Annotated in this window: 15 protein-coding genes; 10 read left to right on the top strand and 5 right to left on the bottom strand. The window is 61.5% G+C overall.

Annotation, left to right across the window (positions count from 1 at the left end; translation table 11 throughout):
- Nucleotides 1-402, top strand: coding sequence for an LppP/LprE family lipoprotein (locus B097_RS13860; RefSeq protein ID WP_161795920.1), 402 nt, complete (start codon nt 1-3; stop codon nt 400-402).
- On the opposite strand, the gene glnA is transcribed toward B097_RS13860, so the two are convergent.
- The 4 genes from glnA to B097_RS0100055 all read right to left on the bottom strand — a co-directional run bounded on the left by glnA (nt 344) and on the right by B097_RS0100055 (nt 6058).
- Complete coding sequence (gene glnA, locus B097_RS0100070; RefSeq protein WP_018580488.1) at nt 344-1780, bottom strand: type I glutamate--ammonia ligase; 1437 nt, start codon at nt 1778-1780, stop codon at nt 344-346. The genes B097_RS13860 and glnA overlap by 59 nt on opposite strands.
- Before the next feature lie 42 nt (nt 1781-1822).
- Entirely contained in the window at nt 1823-2974 is a 1152-nt protein-coding gene (locus B097_RS0100065) for an ornithine cyclodeaminase family protein (RefSeq protein WP_018580487.1), read from the bottom strand.
- Nucleotides 2975-3266: 292 nt separating this feature from the next.
- A complete protein-coding gene (locus B097_RS0100060) occupies nt 3267-5186 on the bottom strand; it encodes an MMPL family transporter (protein ID WP_026254182.1) in 1920 nt (639 codons plus the stop codon).
- 38 nt (nt 5187-5224) lie between these two features.
- Nucleotides 5225-6058, bottom strand: coding sequence for a hypothetical protein (locus B097_RS0100055; RefSeq protein WP_018580485.1), 834 nt, complete (start codon nt 6056-6058; stop codon nt 5225-5227).
- A gap of 44 nt (nt 6059-6102) precedes the next feature.
- Here B097_RS0100055 and rimP point away from each other — a divergent pair, with 44 nt between their 5' ends.
- The 9 genes from rimP (at nt 6103) to B097_RS0100015 (ending at nt 15380) form a co-directional block, all read left to right on the top strand.
- Nucleotides 6103-6672: a ribosome maturation factor RimP gene (gene rimP / locus B097_RS0100050; RefSeq protein ID WP_018580484.1), complete on the top strand. Its 570-nt coding sequence runs from the start codon at nt 6103-6105 to the stop codon at nt 6670-6672.
- Nucleotides 6669-7670, top strand: coding sequence for a transcription termination factor NusA (gene nusA, locus B097_RS0100045; RefSeq protein WP_018580483.1), 1002 nt, complete (start codon nt 6669-6671; stop codon nt 7668-7670). The genes rimP and nusA overlap by 4 nt, the downstream gene beginning before the upstream one ends.
- A gap of 183 nt (nt 7671-7853) precedes the next feature.
- Nucleotides 7854-8120, top strand: coding sequence for a YlxR family protein (locus B097_RS13195; RefSeq protein WP_244911197.1), 267 nt, complete (start codon nt 7854-7856; stop codon nt 8118-8120).
- A gap of 104 nt (nt 8121-8224) precedes the next feature.
- Nucleotides 8225-11053, top strand: coding sequence for a translation initiation factor IF-2 (infB, locus tag B097_RS0100040; RefSeq protein ID WP_018580482.1), 2829 nt, complete (start codon nt 8225-8227; stop codon nt 11051-11053).
- 152 nt (nt 11054-11205) lie between these two features.
- Nucleotides 11206-11646 (top strand): 30S ribosome-binding factor RbfA, encoded by a 441-nt coding sequence (gene rbfA / locus B097_RS0100035; RefSeq protein WP_018580481.1) that lies wholly within the window; start codon nt 11206-11208, stop codon nt 11644-11646.
- Complete coding sequence (locus tag B097_RS0100030) at nt 11646-12608, top strand: DHH family phosphoesterase (protein WP_018580480.1); 963 nt, start codon at nt 11646-11648, stop codon at nt 12606-12608. The genes rbfA and B097_RS0100030 overlap by 1 nt, the downstream gene beginning before the upstream one ends.
- Nucleotides 12605-13906, top strand: coding sequence for an MATE family efflux transporter (locus tag B097_RS0100025; protein WP_018580479.1), 1302 nt, complete (start codon nt 12605-12607; stop codon nt 13904-13906). The genes B097_RS0100030 and B097_RS0100025 overlap by 4 nt, the downstream gene beginning before the upstream one ends.
- Before the next feature lie 2 nt (nt 13907-13908).
- Nucleotides 13909-14721, top strand: coding sequence for a metallophosphoesterase family protein (locus tag B097_RS0100020; protein ID WP_018580478.1), 813 nt, complete (start codon nt 13909-13911; stop codon nt 14719-14721).
- Nucleotides 14721-15380, top strand: coding sequence for a 4'-phosphopantetheinyl transferase family protein (locus tag B097_RS0100015; RefSeq protein ID WP_018580477.1), 660 nt, complete (start codon nt 14721-14723; stop codon nt 15378-15380). Before B097_RS0100020 ends, B097_RS0100015 begins: the two co-directional genes overlap by 1 nt.
- On the opposite strand, the gene B097_RS12190 is transcribed toward B097_RS0100015, so the two are convergent.
- The gene (locus B097_RS12190) at nt 15377-16273 is read right to left on the bottom strand and encodes a glycerate kinase family protein (protein WP_018580476.1); all 897 of its coding nucleotides are present in this window, start codon (nt 16271-16273) and stop codon (nt 15377-15379) included. The genes B097_RS0100015 and B097_RS12190 overlap by 4 nt on opposite strands.
- Between the last annotated feature and the right edge of the window lie 170 nt (nt 16274-16443).

Below are 16443 nucleotides of genomic sequence, written 5' to 3'. Positions count from 1 at the left end.
GTGCATGCGCACGTCGGCGATCTTCCGCACCAGGAGTATCCGTGGTCAGCTGACCACGCGAATACTGAAGGGTACGATCCGTGCGCAGCATTGTCGTGGATCGTGGTCCCCATCTATGGCGGCACCGGTGGGTCACCGGACCAAATTATGCTCTACAACTACGGCGAATTTGCTCGGCCGGCCACCGATGAGGTCTACAGTTTTCCTCAGGCGGTTACGCGTGTCGACGATTCGACGATCAGCGTGACCTATCGCTTCGTACAAGACAGCGACCCGAGTCCACGTTCACGTGGGATGAGGAAGCGGGGAAGGTCCAGCGAACTGGAGACCTTCCGCCAACTTCTTAAACGTTGTAGTAGAGCTCGAATTCCTTCGGGGTCGGGCCCTGACGCAGCGGCATGATCTCATTGTCGTACTTCAACTTGATGTACGTGTCGATGAGATCATCGGTGAACACGTCGCCCTCGGTGAGGAAGTCGTGATCGTCGGCAAGCGCGTTCAGAGATTCCTCGAGGGAGTGCGGCACCTTCGGCACATTGAACTCCTCCTGGACCTCTAGCTCGTAGAGGTCCTTGTCCACTGCCTCGCCTGGATCGATGCGGTTCTTGATTCCGTCTAGGCCCGCCATCATCTGGGCCGTGAAGCCCAAGTATGGGTTGCCGGATGGGTCCGGTGCGCGGAACTCCAAGCGCTTCGCCGAAGGCGAGTTACCCGTGACCGGGATACGAATCGCGGCCGAGCGGTTGCGCTGGGAGTAAGCCAGGTTCACTGGAGCCTCGAACCCGGAGTACAAGCGACGGTAGGAGTTCGTCGTCGGGTTGGTCAGGGCCATGACAGCAGGGGCGTGCTTGAGCAGGCCACCGATGTACCAGCGGGCGATGTCGCTCAGGCCGGCGTAGCCGTGCTCGTCGTAGAACAGTGGCTTGCCGTCCTTCCACAGGGACTGGTGGGCGTGCATGCCGCAGCCACCGTCGCCGTCGAGAGGCTTCGGCATGAAGGTCGCGGTCTGGCCCATCTTCTCAGCGGTGCCCTTGACGATGTACTTGAAGGTCTGCAGATCATCACCCGCGCGCAGCAGAGTGTTGAAGCGGTAGTTGACTTCCTGGATGCCGCCGGTAGCGACCTCGTGGTGGAAGCGCTCAATCTTGAAGCCCACCTGGGTCAAGATGGCCGCAATCTCATCACGGACAGGAATCGTCTTATCGTAGGGAGCGGTGGGGAAGTAGCCGTCGTTGACACGGATCTGGTTACCGCGGTTCGGGGTACCATCGATCATCGTGTCCGCGCCGGAATTCCACCAGCCCTCGTCGGAATCCACCTTGTGGAAAGCGGCGTTAATTTCGGTGGAGTACTGGACGGAGTCGAAGACGTAGAATTCCGCCTCCGCGCCGATGGAGCAGGAGTCCGCGATACCGGTTTCCTGCAAGTACTCTTCGGCCTTGCGCGCGACGTTGCGTGGGTCGCGGCTGAAAGGCTCCATCGTGAATGGGTCGTGGACGAAGAACTTCATGTTCACCGTCTTGCGATCCCGGAATGGGTCCACGTGTGCCGTGCCAATGTCGGGCACCAAGGTCATGTCGGAGGCCTCGACAGTGGTGAAACCCGCGACCGAGGAACCGTCGAAAGCGAAGCCGTTTTCTACAGCATCGTCATCGAATTCGTGGACAGGCACGGTCAGAGCGTGCTCCACTCCGGTCAAGTTCGTGAAGCGAATGTCGAGGTATTCCACCTCCTCGTCCTTCATAAACTTGCGGAGTTCTTCGGCTGTTTCAAAAGCCATGGGAGCTAACACTCAATTCTGTGGTGGTTGGTGGTGAATCGTTTAGGACAGCAGTGGGTCTTCCCACAGGTTCAGCTTGGTGCCGATGCCCTTCTTCATCGCATTCTCGTAGAGGTCGGTCGCCCAAGCGACGTCCTCGACGGGCATGCCGCCGATGGAGTAGAGGAAGATCTGGTCATCGTTCTCGCGGCCAGGTGCCTTTCCGTCGGCGATGTCGCCGATGTTGACCAGCTGCTCCTCCTTCAGGGAGCCTTCTTGGATCATGTCCCACCAGCGGTTACCTGGAATGCCCAGCAGGTCCTCGTAGGTGACATCCTTGCCGTTCTCGTGGAACCACTCGGAGTACAGGCCACGGTAGTCCACAACCAAGTTGGCCTTGTCGGAGGAGACGAAATCATCGTCGAAACGCGCGGCAGCGGGGCACAGCACCAGTGCGCCGGGCTTGAGCCACTCGGTCTTGAAGTATGGGAAGCCGGATGGGCCATCCTTCGAGGTGGAGGTGCCGCCGATGAGGATGTCCGAATCCTCGATCGCTGCCTGCTCAGAGTCGACGACGGTCACGTTGACCTCTGGGAACTTTTCGCGGAACCAGTTCGCAGCGCGCTCGGTGGACTCAGGAGAGCGGCCCTTGATCTTCAGGTTCTTGATGCTTGGGCGTTGGGACATTGCCGACGAGAAAATCGTGCGGCTCATCACGCCTGGGCCGATGATGCCCACGGTCTCCGCGTTTTCCACGGCGAGGTGCTTCACGCCGACCCCTGGGACAGCGCCGGTGCGGTACGCGGACAAGGTGTTGGCGCTCATGACGGCCAGCGGCGCGCCGGTATCGGTGTCATTCAGGATGAACAGGTGGATGGAACGTGGCAGGCTGCGCTTGCGGTTCTCCGCGTTGGAGCCGTACCATTTCACGCCGGTGTTGCGGAAGCGCCCGCCAAGGTAGGCCGGCATCGCCATGAAGCGGCGATCCGGGCCATCGGCGGGCATGCCCTCGTGTTCTGGATCCTTCGGGAAGTTGATCTGGGCGCCGTGAGAGTTAGCGGACGCGCCGGCCATGCGGTAATCACCGCGGGCCAGAAGAATAAGGGTTTCTTCCATGGTCTCAACACACTTGGCGGCGTCCCCCACGCCGGCTTCGACCATGTCCGGCTCGGACAGGTAGATGAAATCGATACGGTTATCAGGCTGTGTCGTCACAGTCGATAATTTCCTTTCTTTGGCGGGCCAAAGAGGGCAGTGCCGGTATTCCGGAATTAGGGCACGTTCCCCGGTGACCGAGTAAAAACTCGCGTTCGGATGTCGTACTCACAACGCTAGCGATTTCCTGTGTGGAGCGTCGGTCATATCTGCAGGCAGGGAATTTTTTTCAACCGAGGAAAGTCGGCTAAACGGCAGGTAAGGGGGTGGTCTTGCGGGGGTAGAAAAAATCTTTTGCCAACAAGAAAGCGCCTCCCCCTTTTCGGGGGAGGCGCGGGTTAAAGAAGGAGTGTTACTTCGCCGCGTGGTCAGGGCGAGCCGGCCACCAGAACTTCTCGCCCAACAGCCGGACGATGCTGGGCACCACCAGCGAGCGGACAATCAGGGTGTCCAGGAGGACGCCGAGACAGATAACAATGCCCACCTGCGCCAACACTACTAGCGGCAGCACGCCGAGGGCTGCGAAAACCGCCGCCAGCAAAATACCTGCCGACGTAATCACGCCACCTGTAGCAGACAGCGCGGTGAGAATTCCGCTGCGCGTTCCCTCATGTGTTGCGGCCTCGCGTGCGCGGGTAACAAGAAATATTGTGTAGTCAATACCCAGCGCCACCAAGAACACGAAAGCGTAGAGCGGAGTAGTGGAATCGAAGCGCTCAAAACCGAACAGTCCGCTGGAGACCCACCAGCCCAGGCCCAAAGCTGCCACGTTGGTCAGCAGAACCGAGGCCACCATGATTGCCGGCGCCACCAGAGAGCGCAGCAGGAAGACCAGCGCCACAAATACCAGGCCCAGCACGAGCGGGAAGATGAACATGCGGTCGCGCTCGGCGGCCTGCTCCGTGTCGTACAGTTCTGCATCCGCGCCGCCAACCTTCGCATCGGTACCGCTTAACGACGATCGCAGCTCCTCTGTCGTGCCGCCAGACACCTGGAGTAGCCCGTCGCTCTCGGTCACGGTGTAGCCCTCTGCTTCCAGCAGCTCCGTGGCTTCGGCCGGTTCGGAAGTAGACACAAGTGCAGGGGTTGCAGAAACGTCGGGGAACTCGTCGGGAAGCGTCTCGGCGGCGGCGATGGACTCCGGCTTGTCGATGAACTGGTCGGACTGCGTCAGGCCCGTCGTGATCTGGAAGTAGCCCAGGCACAAGATGCCCAGGAAGACCAGGGAGGTGGTCAAGATCGTGCCGGGGCGCTTGGCCACCTGATTGCCCACGGCATCGAATACACGGTGGGTGGTGACGTCGCCGACCTTCGGGCGCTGCGGCCAGAAAATCCAGCGACCGAACAAGACCAGCACGCCAGGCAGCACGAACGCGCCGAAGAGGAAAGCGATCACAATGCCGAAAGCCGCCGCGGTGCCGAGTGCGCGCGTGGTCGGGGTGAGCGAGACCAGCAAGCACAGCACACCGATGACCACTGTGGACGCAGAAGCCAAAATGGTCTCCACCGTCGGCTTCCACGCCCGGGCCATTGCCTCGAATCGGTCCTCATAATTGGTCAGCTCGTCGCGATAGCGGGAGATCAACAGCAACGCGTAGTTGGTGCCGGCACCAAAGACCAGCACGGACAGGATGCCGCCGGTCGACTCGTTCCACACCATGCCGAAAGCGTCGAGGAACCAGGTGTACGCGGTGGCCACTACGCGGTCGGCAATGCCGATGACCAGCAGCGGAATGATCCACAGAATCGGGGAGCGGTAGGTGACGATCAGCAGGATCGCCACAATGATCGCCGTCACCGCAAGCAAGGTGAAGTTAGCGCCCTCGAACACGCCGGACAGGTCCGCATCGATCGCTGCAGGTCCCGTGACCTGCGCCTCAACCCCATCCGGAAGACCTTCGGCCGCGTTCGCGCGCAGCTCTTTCACCGCGTCAACGTTGCCCAACAGGGAATCGGAGCTCACCTCAACGGGAACGATGGCGGAATCCATCTCCTCGTTCGGGATCAGCGGCCCGCCAAGTTCCTCGGCCTTGGCTTGCAGCTCACCGAAGGTCTCGGGGCTTAAACCGGTGAAAAGCACCACGGCGGCGTTACCCGAATCTTCGGAAGAGGCGGCGCGCTCTTCGGCAACCGCGGTGGACTCGGCGTCATCTGGGAGCATGCTTGTCGACGAAGGCGGCGCCTCGGCAGGGCCTAGTGTCATTAAGAAAATGGCCACCGCAATGATGGCCAAGGATATCCAGCGCATCGTTCGAACGGACGAAGCGTTCACAATATGCTCCTTAAGTTATAGAATAAAAACCACCCGTATTATTCACCACGTTGAGCATGGGCTGCAAAGTGGCTGGCAGCATACTGCCACTCCGCCGAGGAGGCTTCCGCCGCGGTGGTGCGCCACTGGCCCACAAGGTTCGCCTCGAGCTCGTCGACAAGCGCGGTCGCCGCCACCGTCGTTGTAGGTGACTCTAGCTCCTGAAACTCATAGCCGGCCGCCAAGGCGGAATCCTCCGGCTGGTCGGCACCAAGCAGTGTCAGAGCAGTGACCCGGTCCTGCGATGTGTCGTTGAGCATATCAATGCGTTGTTGCAAACCGTCGTCAGCATAGGCGCTGGCCAGGCCGAGGCCATACTGCAACGCGTACTCGCGTTCCAGCATCGCTTGCGCGGCCTGGAGGTCCTGCTCATCAGTAATTTCGCCCAGGTTTTCCGGCAGGCTTACATCTGTCGCGGCCAGCGTATCGACGACGTGCGAGACCACTAGGTCGATGGAATCCTCCGGCAGCTTCGCCCTATTTTCAGCCACAAACCGTGCCATCTCCTCGCCGGACTGCGCCAGGGAGGTAGCGCCGGTGGCCTCATTGGTGGAGCGGTCCACCGTGCAAGATTCTGGAGACTGGCCTTCCGGATCGACTCCGCAGACGCGCAAGATCTCGTCGTAAAGCTCCCGTGCCTGCTTGTCGCGTAAGGCTGTGGCCTGTTCGTCGTCAAGCGTGGACGCGTCGGCCTCCGCCTGCTGGGCCAACTGCACCAACTCTGCGTCCGGGCGGGGGCCGAACACCTCGACCACTTGCGAACAGCCGGTCAGAGACACGGCGGTGAGGGGGATGGCGGCGAGAACGGTGGCGAACCTGCGGGAGCTAAACACACACAAGATGGTACAGCCTGGCGGCGCATCGCTACGATGGCACCATGGCTTTTCCCACTGTTGAAGAACTGACCACCCTGATCCAGCCCATCGCGGACGCGCACGCGATGGACATCGAACACGTCGGGGCAACGCGAGCAGGCAAGAAGTCTGTCGTGTCGATCGCTCTGGACTCGGATACCCGCCCCACGCTCGACGAGCTTGAGGTGGTCTCCAATGAGATCGGCGAGCTTTTCGACGAGGCCGAAGCCGCAGGCGAGGTCAATTTCGGTGCAGGTTACAGCCTGGAAGTCACCACCCCTGGCATCGAGCATCCGCTGACGTTGCCGCGGCACTGGCGGCGCAACCGAGGGCGGTTGGTGCAAGTGATGGACGAGCACGGTCAAAAAACGCTGTGGCGCATTGGTGCGCTCAGTGATGATAGTGGCGAGGTGATCGTCGTGAAGCACAACGCGCAGAAGAAGACGGCCAACCCCGAGGTAGCGGTGCTGCCGGTTTCCGAATCGACGCGCGCGGTGGTAGAAATTGAGTTTGGTAAGCCACCGGTGGCCGAAGTTGAGGTCGCCGAAGAATCGTTCGAGACTGCCGTAGCCCGGCGAGAGGAAAACAAGTGAATATCGACATTTCAGCGCTGAACGCCATCGAGAAGCAGGAAGGCATCGGCGTTGATGACCTCCTTGAAACGATTGCGCAGGCGCTGCTGTTCGCATACCGCGACTCCAAAGAAGCGCCCGCCGAGCCCGGCACCTCCGCGCGGGTAGATATTGATACCATGACCGGCGATGTCGCCGTGATCGTCAGCGAGCTTGACGACGAAGGTGCCGTGATCTCCGAATATGACGACACCCCAGTGAACTTCGCCCGCATCGGCGCCTCCGCCGTGCGCGAAGCCATTGTGAAGCGACTGCGCACCTCAGAGGCTGAGAAAGCCTACGACGAATACGCCACTTTCGAAGGCCAGATTGTCTCCGGTGTGGTGCAGCAAGACGTGCGCGCTAATGAGCGCGGCATGATCATTGTGCAGATCGGTACCGAGGCCGAACCGCAAGACGGTATCCTGCTACCCGCCGAACAGATCCCGGGCGAGAAGCTGAAGCACGGCGATCGAGTCAAGGCCTACGTGGTGGGCGTCAACCGTGGGGAGCGCGCGATCCAGGTTAACCTGTCGCGTACTCACCCAGAGCTGGTGCGCGGCCTATTTGCGCTTGAGGTGCCTGAGGTGGCCGACGGCGCGGTCGAGATCGTGTCCATTGCACGTGAGGCAGGGCACCGCTCCAAGGTGGCCGTGCGTGGCGTGGCGAAGGGCATCAACGCCAAGGGTGCCTGCATTGGACCGAAGGGCTCGCGTGTGACCAACATTATGAAGGCACTTGGAGGCGAGAAGATCGACATCATCGACTACTCTGAGGATCCTGCTGTGTTCGTCGGAAATGCGCTTGCCCCATCGAAGGTGGTGCGCGTGGAGGTAATTGATGCCGAAGCGCAGACCGCGAAGGTGGTCGTGCCGGACTACCAGCTTTCCCTGGCAATCGGCAAGGAAGGCCAAAACGCGCGCCTTGCTGCGCGGCTGACTGGGTGGAAAATCGACATCCATTCTGACGTGGAAGCCTAGGGCCATGCGGGTGCGTCAGCGCGAGTAAGTTCAAATTCTTGTAACTTTAGCGTAGGCTGGGCGATGGCCCATTTGAGCGCTCCCTATTTTCAGGGAGCGATTGCCCGGGCCGTGACGTGGAATTGACCAGTGAGGAGCCCTTTGAGTATTAGGCAACGCACCTGCATAGCTTTGAAGCGGGTAATGCCTGACACCCAACTCCTGCGCTGCGTGATTGATCCCGCGGATGCGGCACGAGTGATTGCAGACCCAGCGAGGCGGTTGCCTGGCAGGGGAGCGTGGATTAGCCCAACATGGGAAGCATTTGAGCTTGCGGAGAAAAGGCGCGCTTTTGGGCGTGCGCTCCGCGTGTCCACTCCTGTGGACGTAAGCCATGTACGCGAGTACATCGCAGAACATGCAGATAGATATGCAGATGGACCCAAGATTGTAAGGAAGACCGAACACTGATGAGCGCAACACGATGAAGCATCAGCGATGAAAGTCAATAAAAGCGACTAGAGGGTGGTCCCGTTTTCCGCGGCCACTTCTCTAGCTGAACTAAGAGGAGACAAGTGCCCGGAAAGCTACGTGTACACGAGCTCGCAAAACGACTCGGCGTAACAAGCAAGGAACTACTCGCCGCACTCAAGGAGCAGGGAGAGTTCGTTAAGACCGCATCAAGCACCATCGAACCACCGGTGGTCAAGAAGATGACGGCGCTCTACGAGCAGAAGCACCCGTCCGACAAGGGCGGCGAGACCGCTGAATCACAGGGGTCGAGGGATTCGAAGGCATCCAAGGCACCGAAGCCTGGGGTAAAGCCCAGCGCTGCGAAGCCTGGCCCTGCCAAGCCCGGTCCAGCAAAGCCTGGCCCCGCGAAGCCTGGCCCTGCCAAAACGCAGGCCAAGCCGCAGCCGGCGAAGCCAGCAAAGAAGGCCGAGACCCCGGCAGAAAAGAAGCCCGCAGCATCGGCGCCGAAGCCCGGTGCGGACAAGCCTGCACGCACCATCCCGAAGCCTGGCGAAACCGCAAAGAAGCTAGCGGAATCCCGCGAGGAAGATGCAGCAGCGAAGCCAGGCGCAATGCCACGCCCACGCCCGAAGCCAGGCGGGGCACCACGTGTGGCCAACAACCCATTTTCCACTGGCAGCTCCGGCGGCGGCCGACCAGGCCCACGCCCAGGAGGTGGCCGTGGTGGACAGCAGAACCGTCGCGGTGGACAGGGCCAGGGTAGCCCGAAGCCAGGAGGTAACCGTGGTGGCCAGCAGCGCCAGGGCGATCGCCCGGCACCACGCCCGGGTGGGTCTGGCGGCGGTCGTCGTCCAGCGCCAACACCTGCGGATATGGCAGCGGCGGCACCAACACCAGGTGTGATGCCACAAAAGACCAACAACCGCAGCGGTCGCCGTGGTGGCGGCCAGGGCGGCCCTGGTGGCCGTCCAGGCGGCGGTTTCCGTGGACGCGGTGGACGCCGCGGCGGAACCGCTGGTGCATTCGGACGTCCGGGTGGCGCACCGCGTCGCGGACGTAAGTCGAAGCGTCAGAAGCGCAGCGAGTACGAGGAGCAGCAGGCACCAAACGTAATCGGTGGCGTGCGCCTCCCAGATGGCGGCGGCAAGACCGTACGTTTGCGCCAGGGTGCAACCCTGTCGGACTTCGCGGAGAAGATCGGTACCGAGGCATCGAACCTGGTCCAGGCACTGTTCAACTTGGGCGAGATGGTTACCGCGACCCAGTCCGTGCCGGAGGAAACTCTCGAGCTGCTGGCTGCGGAGATCAACTACGAAGTCAAGATCGTCTCCCCAGAAGATGAGGACCGCGAGCTGCTCGAGTCCTTCGACCTGCAGTTCGGTGAGGACGAGGGCGACGAGGAAGCTTTGGAACAGCGCCCACCGGTGGTGTCTGTCATGGGCCACGTCGACCACGGTAAGACCCGCCTGCTGGATACCATCCGCCAGGCCAACGTGGGCTCCGGCGAGGCCGGCGGCATCACCCAGGGCATTGGCGCTTACCAGGTCAATGTTGAGGTTGAGGGTGAAGAGCGCACTCTAACCTTCCTGGATACCCCAGGCCACGAAGCCTTCACGGCGATGCGTGCCCGTGGTGCCCAGTCCACTGACTTGGCAGTCCTTGTTGTCGCAGCGGATGACGGCGTGATGCCGCAGACCGTTGAGGCGATCAACCACGCGAAGGCAGCAGACCTGCCGATCGTCGTGGCAGTGAACAAGGTGGATAAGGAAGAAGCGCAGCCGGAGAAGATCCGTGGCCAGCTCACCGAGTACGGGCTGGTGCCGGAAGAGTACGGCGGCGACACCATGTTCATTGACATCTCTGCAAAGCAGGGCACGGGTATCGACGATCTGCTCGAGGCCATCACCTTGACCGCAGATGCAGCACTTGAACTGACCGCGAACCCGGACATGGACGCGCAGGGTCTGGCCATCGAGGCTCACCTTGATCGCGGCCGTGGCCCTGTCGCGACGATTCTGGTGCAGCGCGGTACCTTGAACGTCGGCGAGTCCATCGTCGTTGGTTCCACCTTCGGCCGTGTGCGTCGCATGTCGGACGAGTGGGGCAATGACGTCGAGTCTGCTGGTCCATCCCGCCCAGTGCAGGTCCAGGGCCTGAACGGTGTTCCCGGTCCTGGCGACAACTTGCTCGTGGTGGAAGATGACCGCGTGGCACGTCAGATCGCGGCGCAGCGTGATGCTCGTCAGCGTTCGGCGCTGCAGGCGCGTCGTCAGAAGCGTGTGTCCCTGGAGAACCTGGATCAGGTGCTCAAGGAGACCAACCAGCTCAACCTCATCCTCAAGGGCGACAATGCTGGTTCCGTCGAGGCACTGGAAGATGCGTTGCTCAAGATCGAGGTGGACGACGAGGTCGAGGTGAACATCATCGACCGTGGTGTTGGTGCCGTGACCCAGACCAACGTGACGCTGGCAGCAGCCTCCGATGCTGTGATCCTGGCGTTCAACGTTCGCTCCGAGGGCAAGGCCACCGAGGAAGCCAACGAAGAGGGCGTGGATATTCGCTACTACTCGGTCATCTACCAGGCGATCGAGGACGTCGAGAACGCTCTCAAGGGCATGCTCAAGCCGATCTACGAAGAGCGCGAAGTCGGTTCCGCCGAGATTCGCCAGATCTTCAAGGCATCCGCTGTGGGCCTCATCGCAGGTTGCATGGTCACCGATGGCAAGGTCGTGCGCAATGCCAAGGCTCGCTTGGTCCGCGACGGCACGGTCGTCACCGAGAATGCGACCATCACCTCGCTGCGCCGCGAGAAGGATGACGTCACCGAGGTGGAGAAGGGTTATGAGTGCGGTATGGTGCTCAGCTACCCGAACATCGAAGTGGACGACATCATCCAGGTGTACGAAATGGTGGAAGTCCCACGCGATTAATATCGCTTAACGACGAACGCCCCTCCTCATTTTCTGCAGCTGCAGAATCAGAGGAGGGGCGTTTTTCTGCGCGGTGCGGTATCTGGCACTGTGTTAGGTACACTGGGAGAGCTAAAAGACCATTAACCCTTTAATTTCTGCGAGGAGATGACATGGCTGAGAACCCACGTGCGAATCGAATGGCCAAGAGGATCCAGACGATCGTCGCGAGTGCGATCGAACACGACATCAAGGATCGCCGCATGGAACTGATCACCGTCACCGACACGCGGGTGACTGGCGACTTGCACGATGCCACCGTCTACTACACGGTGCGTGGCGTCAACATTGACGACGAGCCCAATTATGATCAGGCGGCTGAGGCCCTGCACCGTGCGCGGGGCCAGCTGCGCAAGATCGTCGGCGACGAGCTGAGCGTCCGATTTACCCCGACGCTGAGCTTTGAGCTGGATACCGTGCCCGAGGCATCGGCCCGCATGGAAGAACTGCTGGCCAAGGCGCGTGCCCGCGACGAAGAATTGGCTGAGCTGAAGAAGAATGCGAAACCGGCCGGCGATGCCAACCCATATAAGACGGAAAGCGACGAGGTGTAATGTCTACCCCTTCAGCCGTCGATAGCGTTGGCGCAGCCCGGATTCTGCAGGAGGCGCCACGGGTGGTCGTCGTCACGCACATCCGCCCTGACGCCGATGCCATCGGCTCCGCCACAGCCCTGGCGCGCGCGCTGCGCAGCCTGGGCAAAGAGGTGATCGTGCAGATTGGGCAGCCCCACCCATTCCCGGAAAACCTGCACTGCATCCCCGGTGCGGATGAGGTTCAGCTGGGAGACGAGCTTCACGACGATGCCTTGGTTGTCACTGTCGACTGCGCCTCTCTGGATCGCACCGGCATGCTTGCTGATGCGATTGCTGCGGCACCGCAGGTGCTGGTTATTGATCACCACGTAACCAATCCTGGTTTCGGGCACCACAACTTCGTCGCGGATGCCGAATCGACCACCACGCTGCTGCGCGACGTGCTGACACACCTTGGCGTGCCACTGGATTATGAGCTTGCATATTGCCTCTATGCAGGCCTGGTCACCGATACCGGCAGCTTCAAATGGGGCACCCCGCGCATGCACACGTTGGCCGCAGAGCTGATGGAGTTTGGCCTGGATCCGCGCCAGATTTCGATGGACCTGATGGACCGGATATCGGCGACGGACCTGCACCATCTGGGCAAAATTATGTCCGGGGTACAGATCCGCGAGGCGCACGGGCACCACGTTGCAGTGTTGGTGGTGGATGCTGCGGCCAATGACCACATGTCTCAACCAGCAATCGAGACGGCGATTGATTATGTGCGCGTGCTCGAAGGCACTGATATCGGAGTGGTGTTGAAAGAGATGCACCCGGGGTTCTGGTCCGTCTCTCTTCGTTCGAGTAGTACGGACGTGTCCAAGGTGGCGGCGCGCCTCGGTGGGGGCGGTCATGAGCCAGCCGCTGGCTATTCGGCAGCAGGGAGTGCAGAGGAGGTCGTCGATAAGCTTATCGATGCCCTCCGCGAATCGTGACGCTCAAGGCGAGCGAGATTTCAGCACGCACGATCTTCTCGCTTGCTTTCCCCGCGCTCGGCGTGTTGGCAGCAACCCCGCTGTACTTGCTGCTTGATACCGCCGTGATTGGCAGGCTGGGTGCCGAACAGCTGGCCGCCCTGGCCGCCGGCACGACCGTGCAATCCACCGTGACCACACAGCTGACGTTCCTGTCCTACGGTACTACGGCGCGCGCCTCCCGGCTTTACGGGCAGGGCAAACGCGACGAAGCAGTGGCTGAAGGCGTGCAGGCGACCTGGGTGGGGATCGGAGTTGGGCTCTTGCTGGCCACCTTGGTGTGGATCTTCGCGTATCCCATCGCTTTCGCCCTGACGGGCAATGCGGACACGGCGTCCCGCTCGGCTCAATGGCTCCATGTCTCCGCTTTCGCGATTCCGCTCACTCTGATTGTGATGGCCGGAAACGGTTGGCTGCGCGGCATTCAAAATACGCGCTGGCCACTGTATTTCACGCTGGCCGGTGTGATCCCCGGCGCGATCGCCATCCCCATCTTCGTGAACTGGTGGGGGCTGGTCGGCTCGGCCGCGGCGAACGTTTTGGGGGTGACCATTACCTCTAGTTGTTTCCTCATCGCTTTGGCGCGAAGCCACAACGGCAGTTGGGCCCCGCGGTGGCATGTGATGCGCCGTCAGCTGGTGCTGGGCCGCGACCTGATCCTGCGTTCTTTGTCTTTCCAGGTGGCGTTCATCTCTGCGGCGGCGGTGGCGGCCCGGGTGGGCGTGGTGGCGCTGGCTGCACACCAGATCATGCTGCAGCTGTGGAACTTCATCACGCTGGTGTTGGATTCCTTGGCGATCGCCGCGCAAACGCTGACCGGTTCAGCCTTGGGTAGCGGCAACGTGGACGATGCGCGCAAGGTGGGCACTAAGGTGACCTTGTACTCCACGGTGTTCGCTGGCGGGCTCGCGCTGGTCTTTGGTCTGGGTGCGCCGTGGATCCAGTCGATCTTTACCAACGACCAGGCGGTGCTGGACCAGATGGCTGTGCCGTGGTGGTTGTTGCTTGTCATGATCGTGGCCGGCGGCGTGGTCTTCGCCCTGGATGGTGTCCTGCTGGGTGCTAGCGATGCGGCGTTCTTGCGCAACCTCACTATCGCCTCGGTGCTGCTGGGCTTCTTGCCGGGCGTGTGGATCAGCCACCTCGTCGGTGGGGGACTGACCGGCATTTGGGTGGGCCTGCTCGCCTTCATTTTGATTCGTTTGGTCGGCGTGGTCATTCGCTTCCGCTCGATGGCGTGGGCCGTGGTAGATCTGTAACCATGGCCACCACCCCCACCACGCTCTGGGCCGTCTCCGATCTTCACGCGGCGGCCAAAGCTAACCATGACAGTATCGACGGTCTTGTCCCGCCCAATCCGAAGGACTGGCTGATCGTCGCAGGTGATGTCGCGGAGCGCACAGAGCTGGTCGTCCGGGTACTCAAGGACTTGACCCAGCGCTACGCGAAGGTGATCTGGGTGCCGGGCAACCATGAGCTCTTCTCCCGCACCACGGACCTGCACCAGGGGCGGGCCAAATATGAGGAGTTGGTTCGAGAGCTGCGCCAGGTCGGCGTGATCACCCCGGAGGATGCCTACCCCGTCTTTGGTGGTGTGACCGTGGTGCCACTGTTTACGCTGTATGACTACTCCTTCCGCGGGCCGGGGATGAGCGTGGAGGAAGCCATTGCCGCGGCGAAGCAGAAGCAGATCATGATGACGGATGAGGTGGCCATCGCCCCCTTCGTCGATATCCGCGCGTGGTGCTGGGATCGGCTGACATATTCCATCAAGCGACTGTCGCGCATCAACGGCCCAACCATTCTGGTGAACCACTGGCCGCTGGTGCAAGAACCGACCATGGCGATGCGCTGGAGTGAAATCGCCCTGTGGTGCGGCACCCGGCATACCCGCGGGTGGGCCACGCGCTATAACGCTAAAGCTGTCATTTATGGGCACCTCCATATGCCGTCCACGGACATCATCGATGGAGTCAAACACATCGAAGTGTCCCTGGGTTATCCCAAGGAGTGGGAGAGGGAGGGCCACCACTCGCAGCCCTGGCCTTACCCGGTGATGGAGGTGAAACAGTAGTGCAAGATACGGAACTGTTTCCATCAGCCGCCCGCTACGTCTACATTCTCACCGATCCAAAGTCGAAGGACATGGCTAATTTCGAGATCTTGGATCCGCAGGAGCAGACGTTGGTGAGTCACTCAGTGGATCGTCGAAAAGCGGAGTTCGGTGACGCGCGCTGGTGCGCTCACCGGGCTCTAGCCGAACTAGGCGTGGTCGATGCCGGGCCGATCTTGAAGGGTGAGCGCGGCATGCCGCTGTGGCCTGCAGGCTTCACCGGATCGATGACGCACACGGAAGGTTTCCGTGCAGCGGTGGCCGCGCCGATTGCCAAGGTGCGTTCGCTTGGCATCGATGCTGAGCCCAACAGTGTGTTGCCGGAGGGCGTGTTGGAGCAGATCGCGCGCGCAGGTGAGCTTGAGGGCCTCTTGGCGCTTCATGACGATTTCCCCGACCTCCACGTGGACCGGTTGCTGTTCTGCGCCAAGGAAGCCACGTATAAGGCGTGGTTCCCTATGACGCACCGCTGGCTTGGCTTCGAGGAAGCGCAGATTGATGTGCGCGCTGATGGCACCTTCATCGCCTACCTGTTGGTGCGGCCGACGCCGGTGCCGTTCATTGAAGGGCGGTGGGCGGTGCGCGGCGATTTCATCATCGCCGCGACCTCCGTACTTTAGCTGGCGTTCTGGTAGCGGTGGCGCACTGCCTGTTCTTGGCGGGCGGCGACCACACACCCGATCTGCAGCATGCGGATGGCGCGCTCGGTGGCGTCGATCAGCAGCTTGCGGCCGTCGCGTACCGCGTCTTCCAGAGCCATCGGCACCGTCATGATGGACTGAATGGCGGAAATGCCGACTTCATAAACGTTGTCCGCGCCCTTGCCCAGCGAGCCGGCCAAAGCGATCACCGGAACGCCGGTGTTCTGCGCGCGGCGGGCGATTTCTGCGGGCACCTTGCCGCGGGGAGTCTGGAAGTCAACCGCGCCTTCCGCGGTAATGACCAGGTCCGCCTTCTCAATCAGGACGTCGATGTCCTCTGGGGCGGGCAGGTCGCCTAAAAGCACGTCGAAGCGGTCGCGCGCGGTCGCACCGATCGCCATCAGCCCTGCGCCTAGCCCACCGGAAGCTCCGGAGCCGCGCCCGGAATGGATATCGGCCTGGGGCTGGAACGTATCGACGAGCAAATCAGCGAAGTGCTCCAAACCCTGTTCCAGCTGCTCAACCTGTTCTGGAGTAGCGCCCTTCTGTGGTCCGAAGACGCGGGCCACACCACGTGGGCCGGTGAGGATGTTGTGGATATTGCAGGCCAGGGTGATCTCTGCTTCGGCGAGTGCGGGGTGCATTCCGCTGGCGTCCAGGCTGTGTGCCTGAGCAAGTGCCGCGCCACCCTGGGGGATTTCCTCGCCGTGTTCGTCCAGGATCTTTAGCCCGAGCGCGCGCAGGGCACCAGCACCGCCATCAGAGGTACCGGAATCGCCGCAGCCCACGACGATGCGGCGAATGCCGTGGTCGAGAATCTCTGCCAGCTGCTGGCCCACACCCGTCGTCGTGGTGGCGCCTGGATCGCGCATATTGAACCGTCACGGGTTTCTTGCCGCCTTCCGATAAGGAAGGATCACCAGCATGAAAAAGTCCTACGACCCCGAGTTCAAGACCCGGGCCGTCCGGATGGTCCAGCAGCACCGCGAGGACTACCGATCACTGACCGCCACCTGCACCGCCATCGGCAGCGAGCTCGGGG

Origin of the sequence: Corynebacterium pilosum DSM 20521 = CIP 103422 (assembly GCF_000373805.1) — a bacterium.
GTDB classification, from domain to species: domain Bacteria; phylum Actinomycetota; class Actinomycetes; order Mycobacteriales; family Mycobacteriaceae; genus Corynebacterium; species Corynebacterium pilosum.
Note: the sequence above shows the minus strand (reverse complement) of the source record. Positions and strands in the feature narration are given on the sequence as shown.

Coding starts and splice junctions, on each gene's coding strand:
- B097_RS12190 (WP_018580476.1), bottom strand. CDS start 16,273: ATGCGCGATCCAGGCGCCACCACGACGACGGGTGTGGGCCAGCAGCTG.
- rimP (WP_018580484.1), top strand. CDS start 6,103: ATGGCTTTTCCCACTGTTGAAGAACTGACCACCCTGATCCAGCCCATC.
- B097_RS0100030 (WP_018580480.1), top strand. CDS start 11,646: ATGTCTACCCCTTCAGCCGTCGATAGCGTTGGCGCAGCCCGGATTCTG.
- glnA (WP_018580488.1), bottom strand. CDS start 1,780: ATGGCTTTTGAAACAGCCGAAGAACTCCGCAAGTTTATGAAGGACGAG.
- B097_RS13195 (WP_244911197.1), top strand. CDS start 7,854: ATGCCTGACACCCAACTCCTGCGCTGCGTGATTGATCCCGCGGATGCG.
- B097_RS0100020 (WP_018580478.1), top strand. CDS start 13,909: ATGGCCACCACCCCCACCACGCTCTGGGCCGTCTCCGATCTTCACGCG.
- rbfA (WP_018580481.1), top strand. CDS start 11,206: ATGGCTGAGAACCCACGTGCGAATCGAATGGCCAAGAGGATCCAGACG.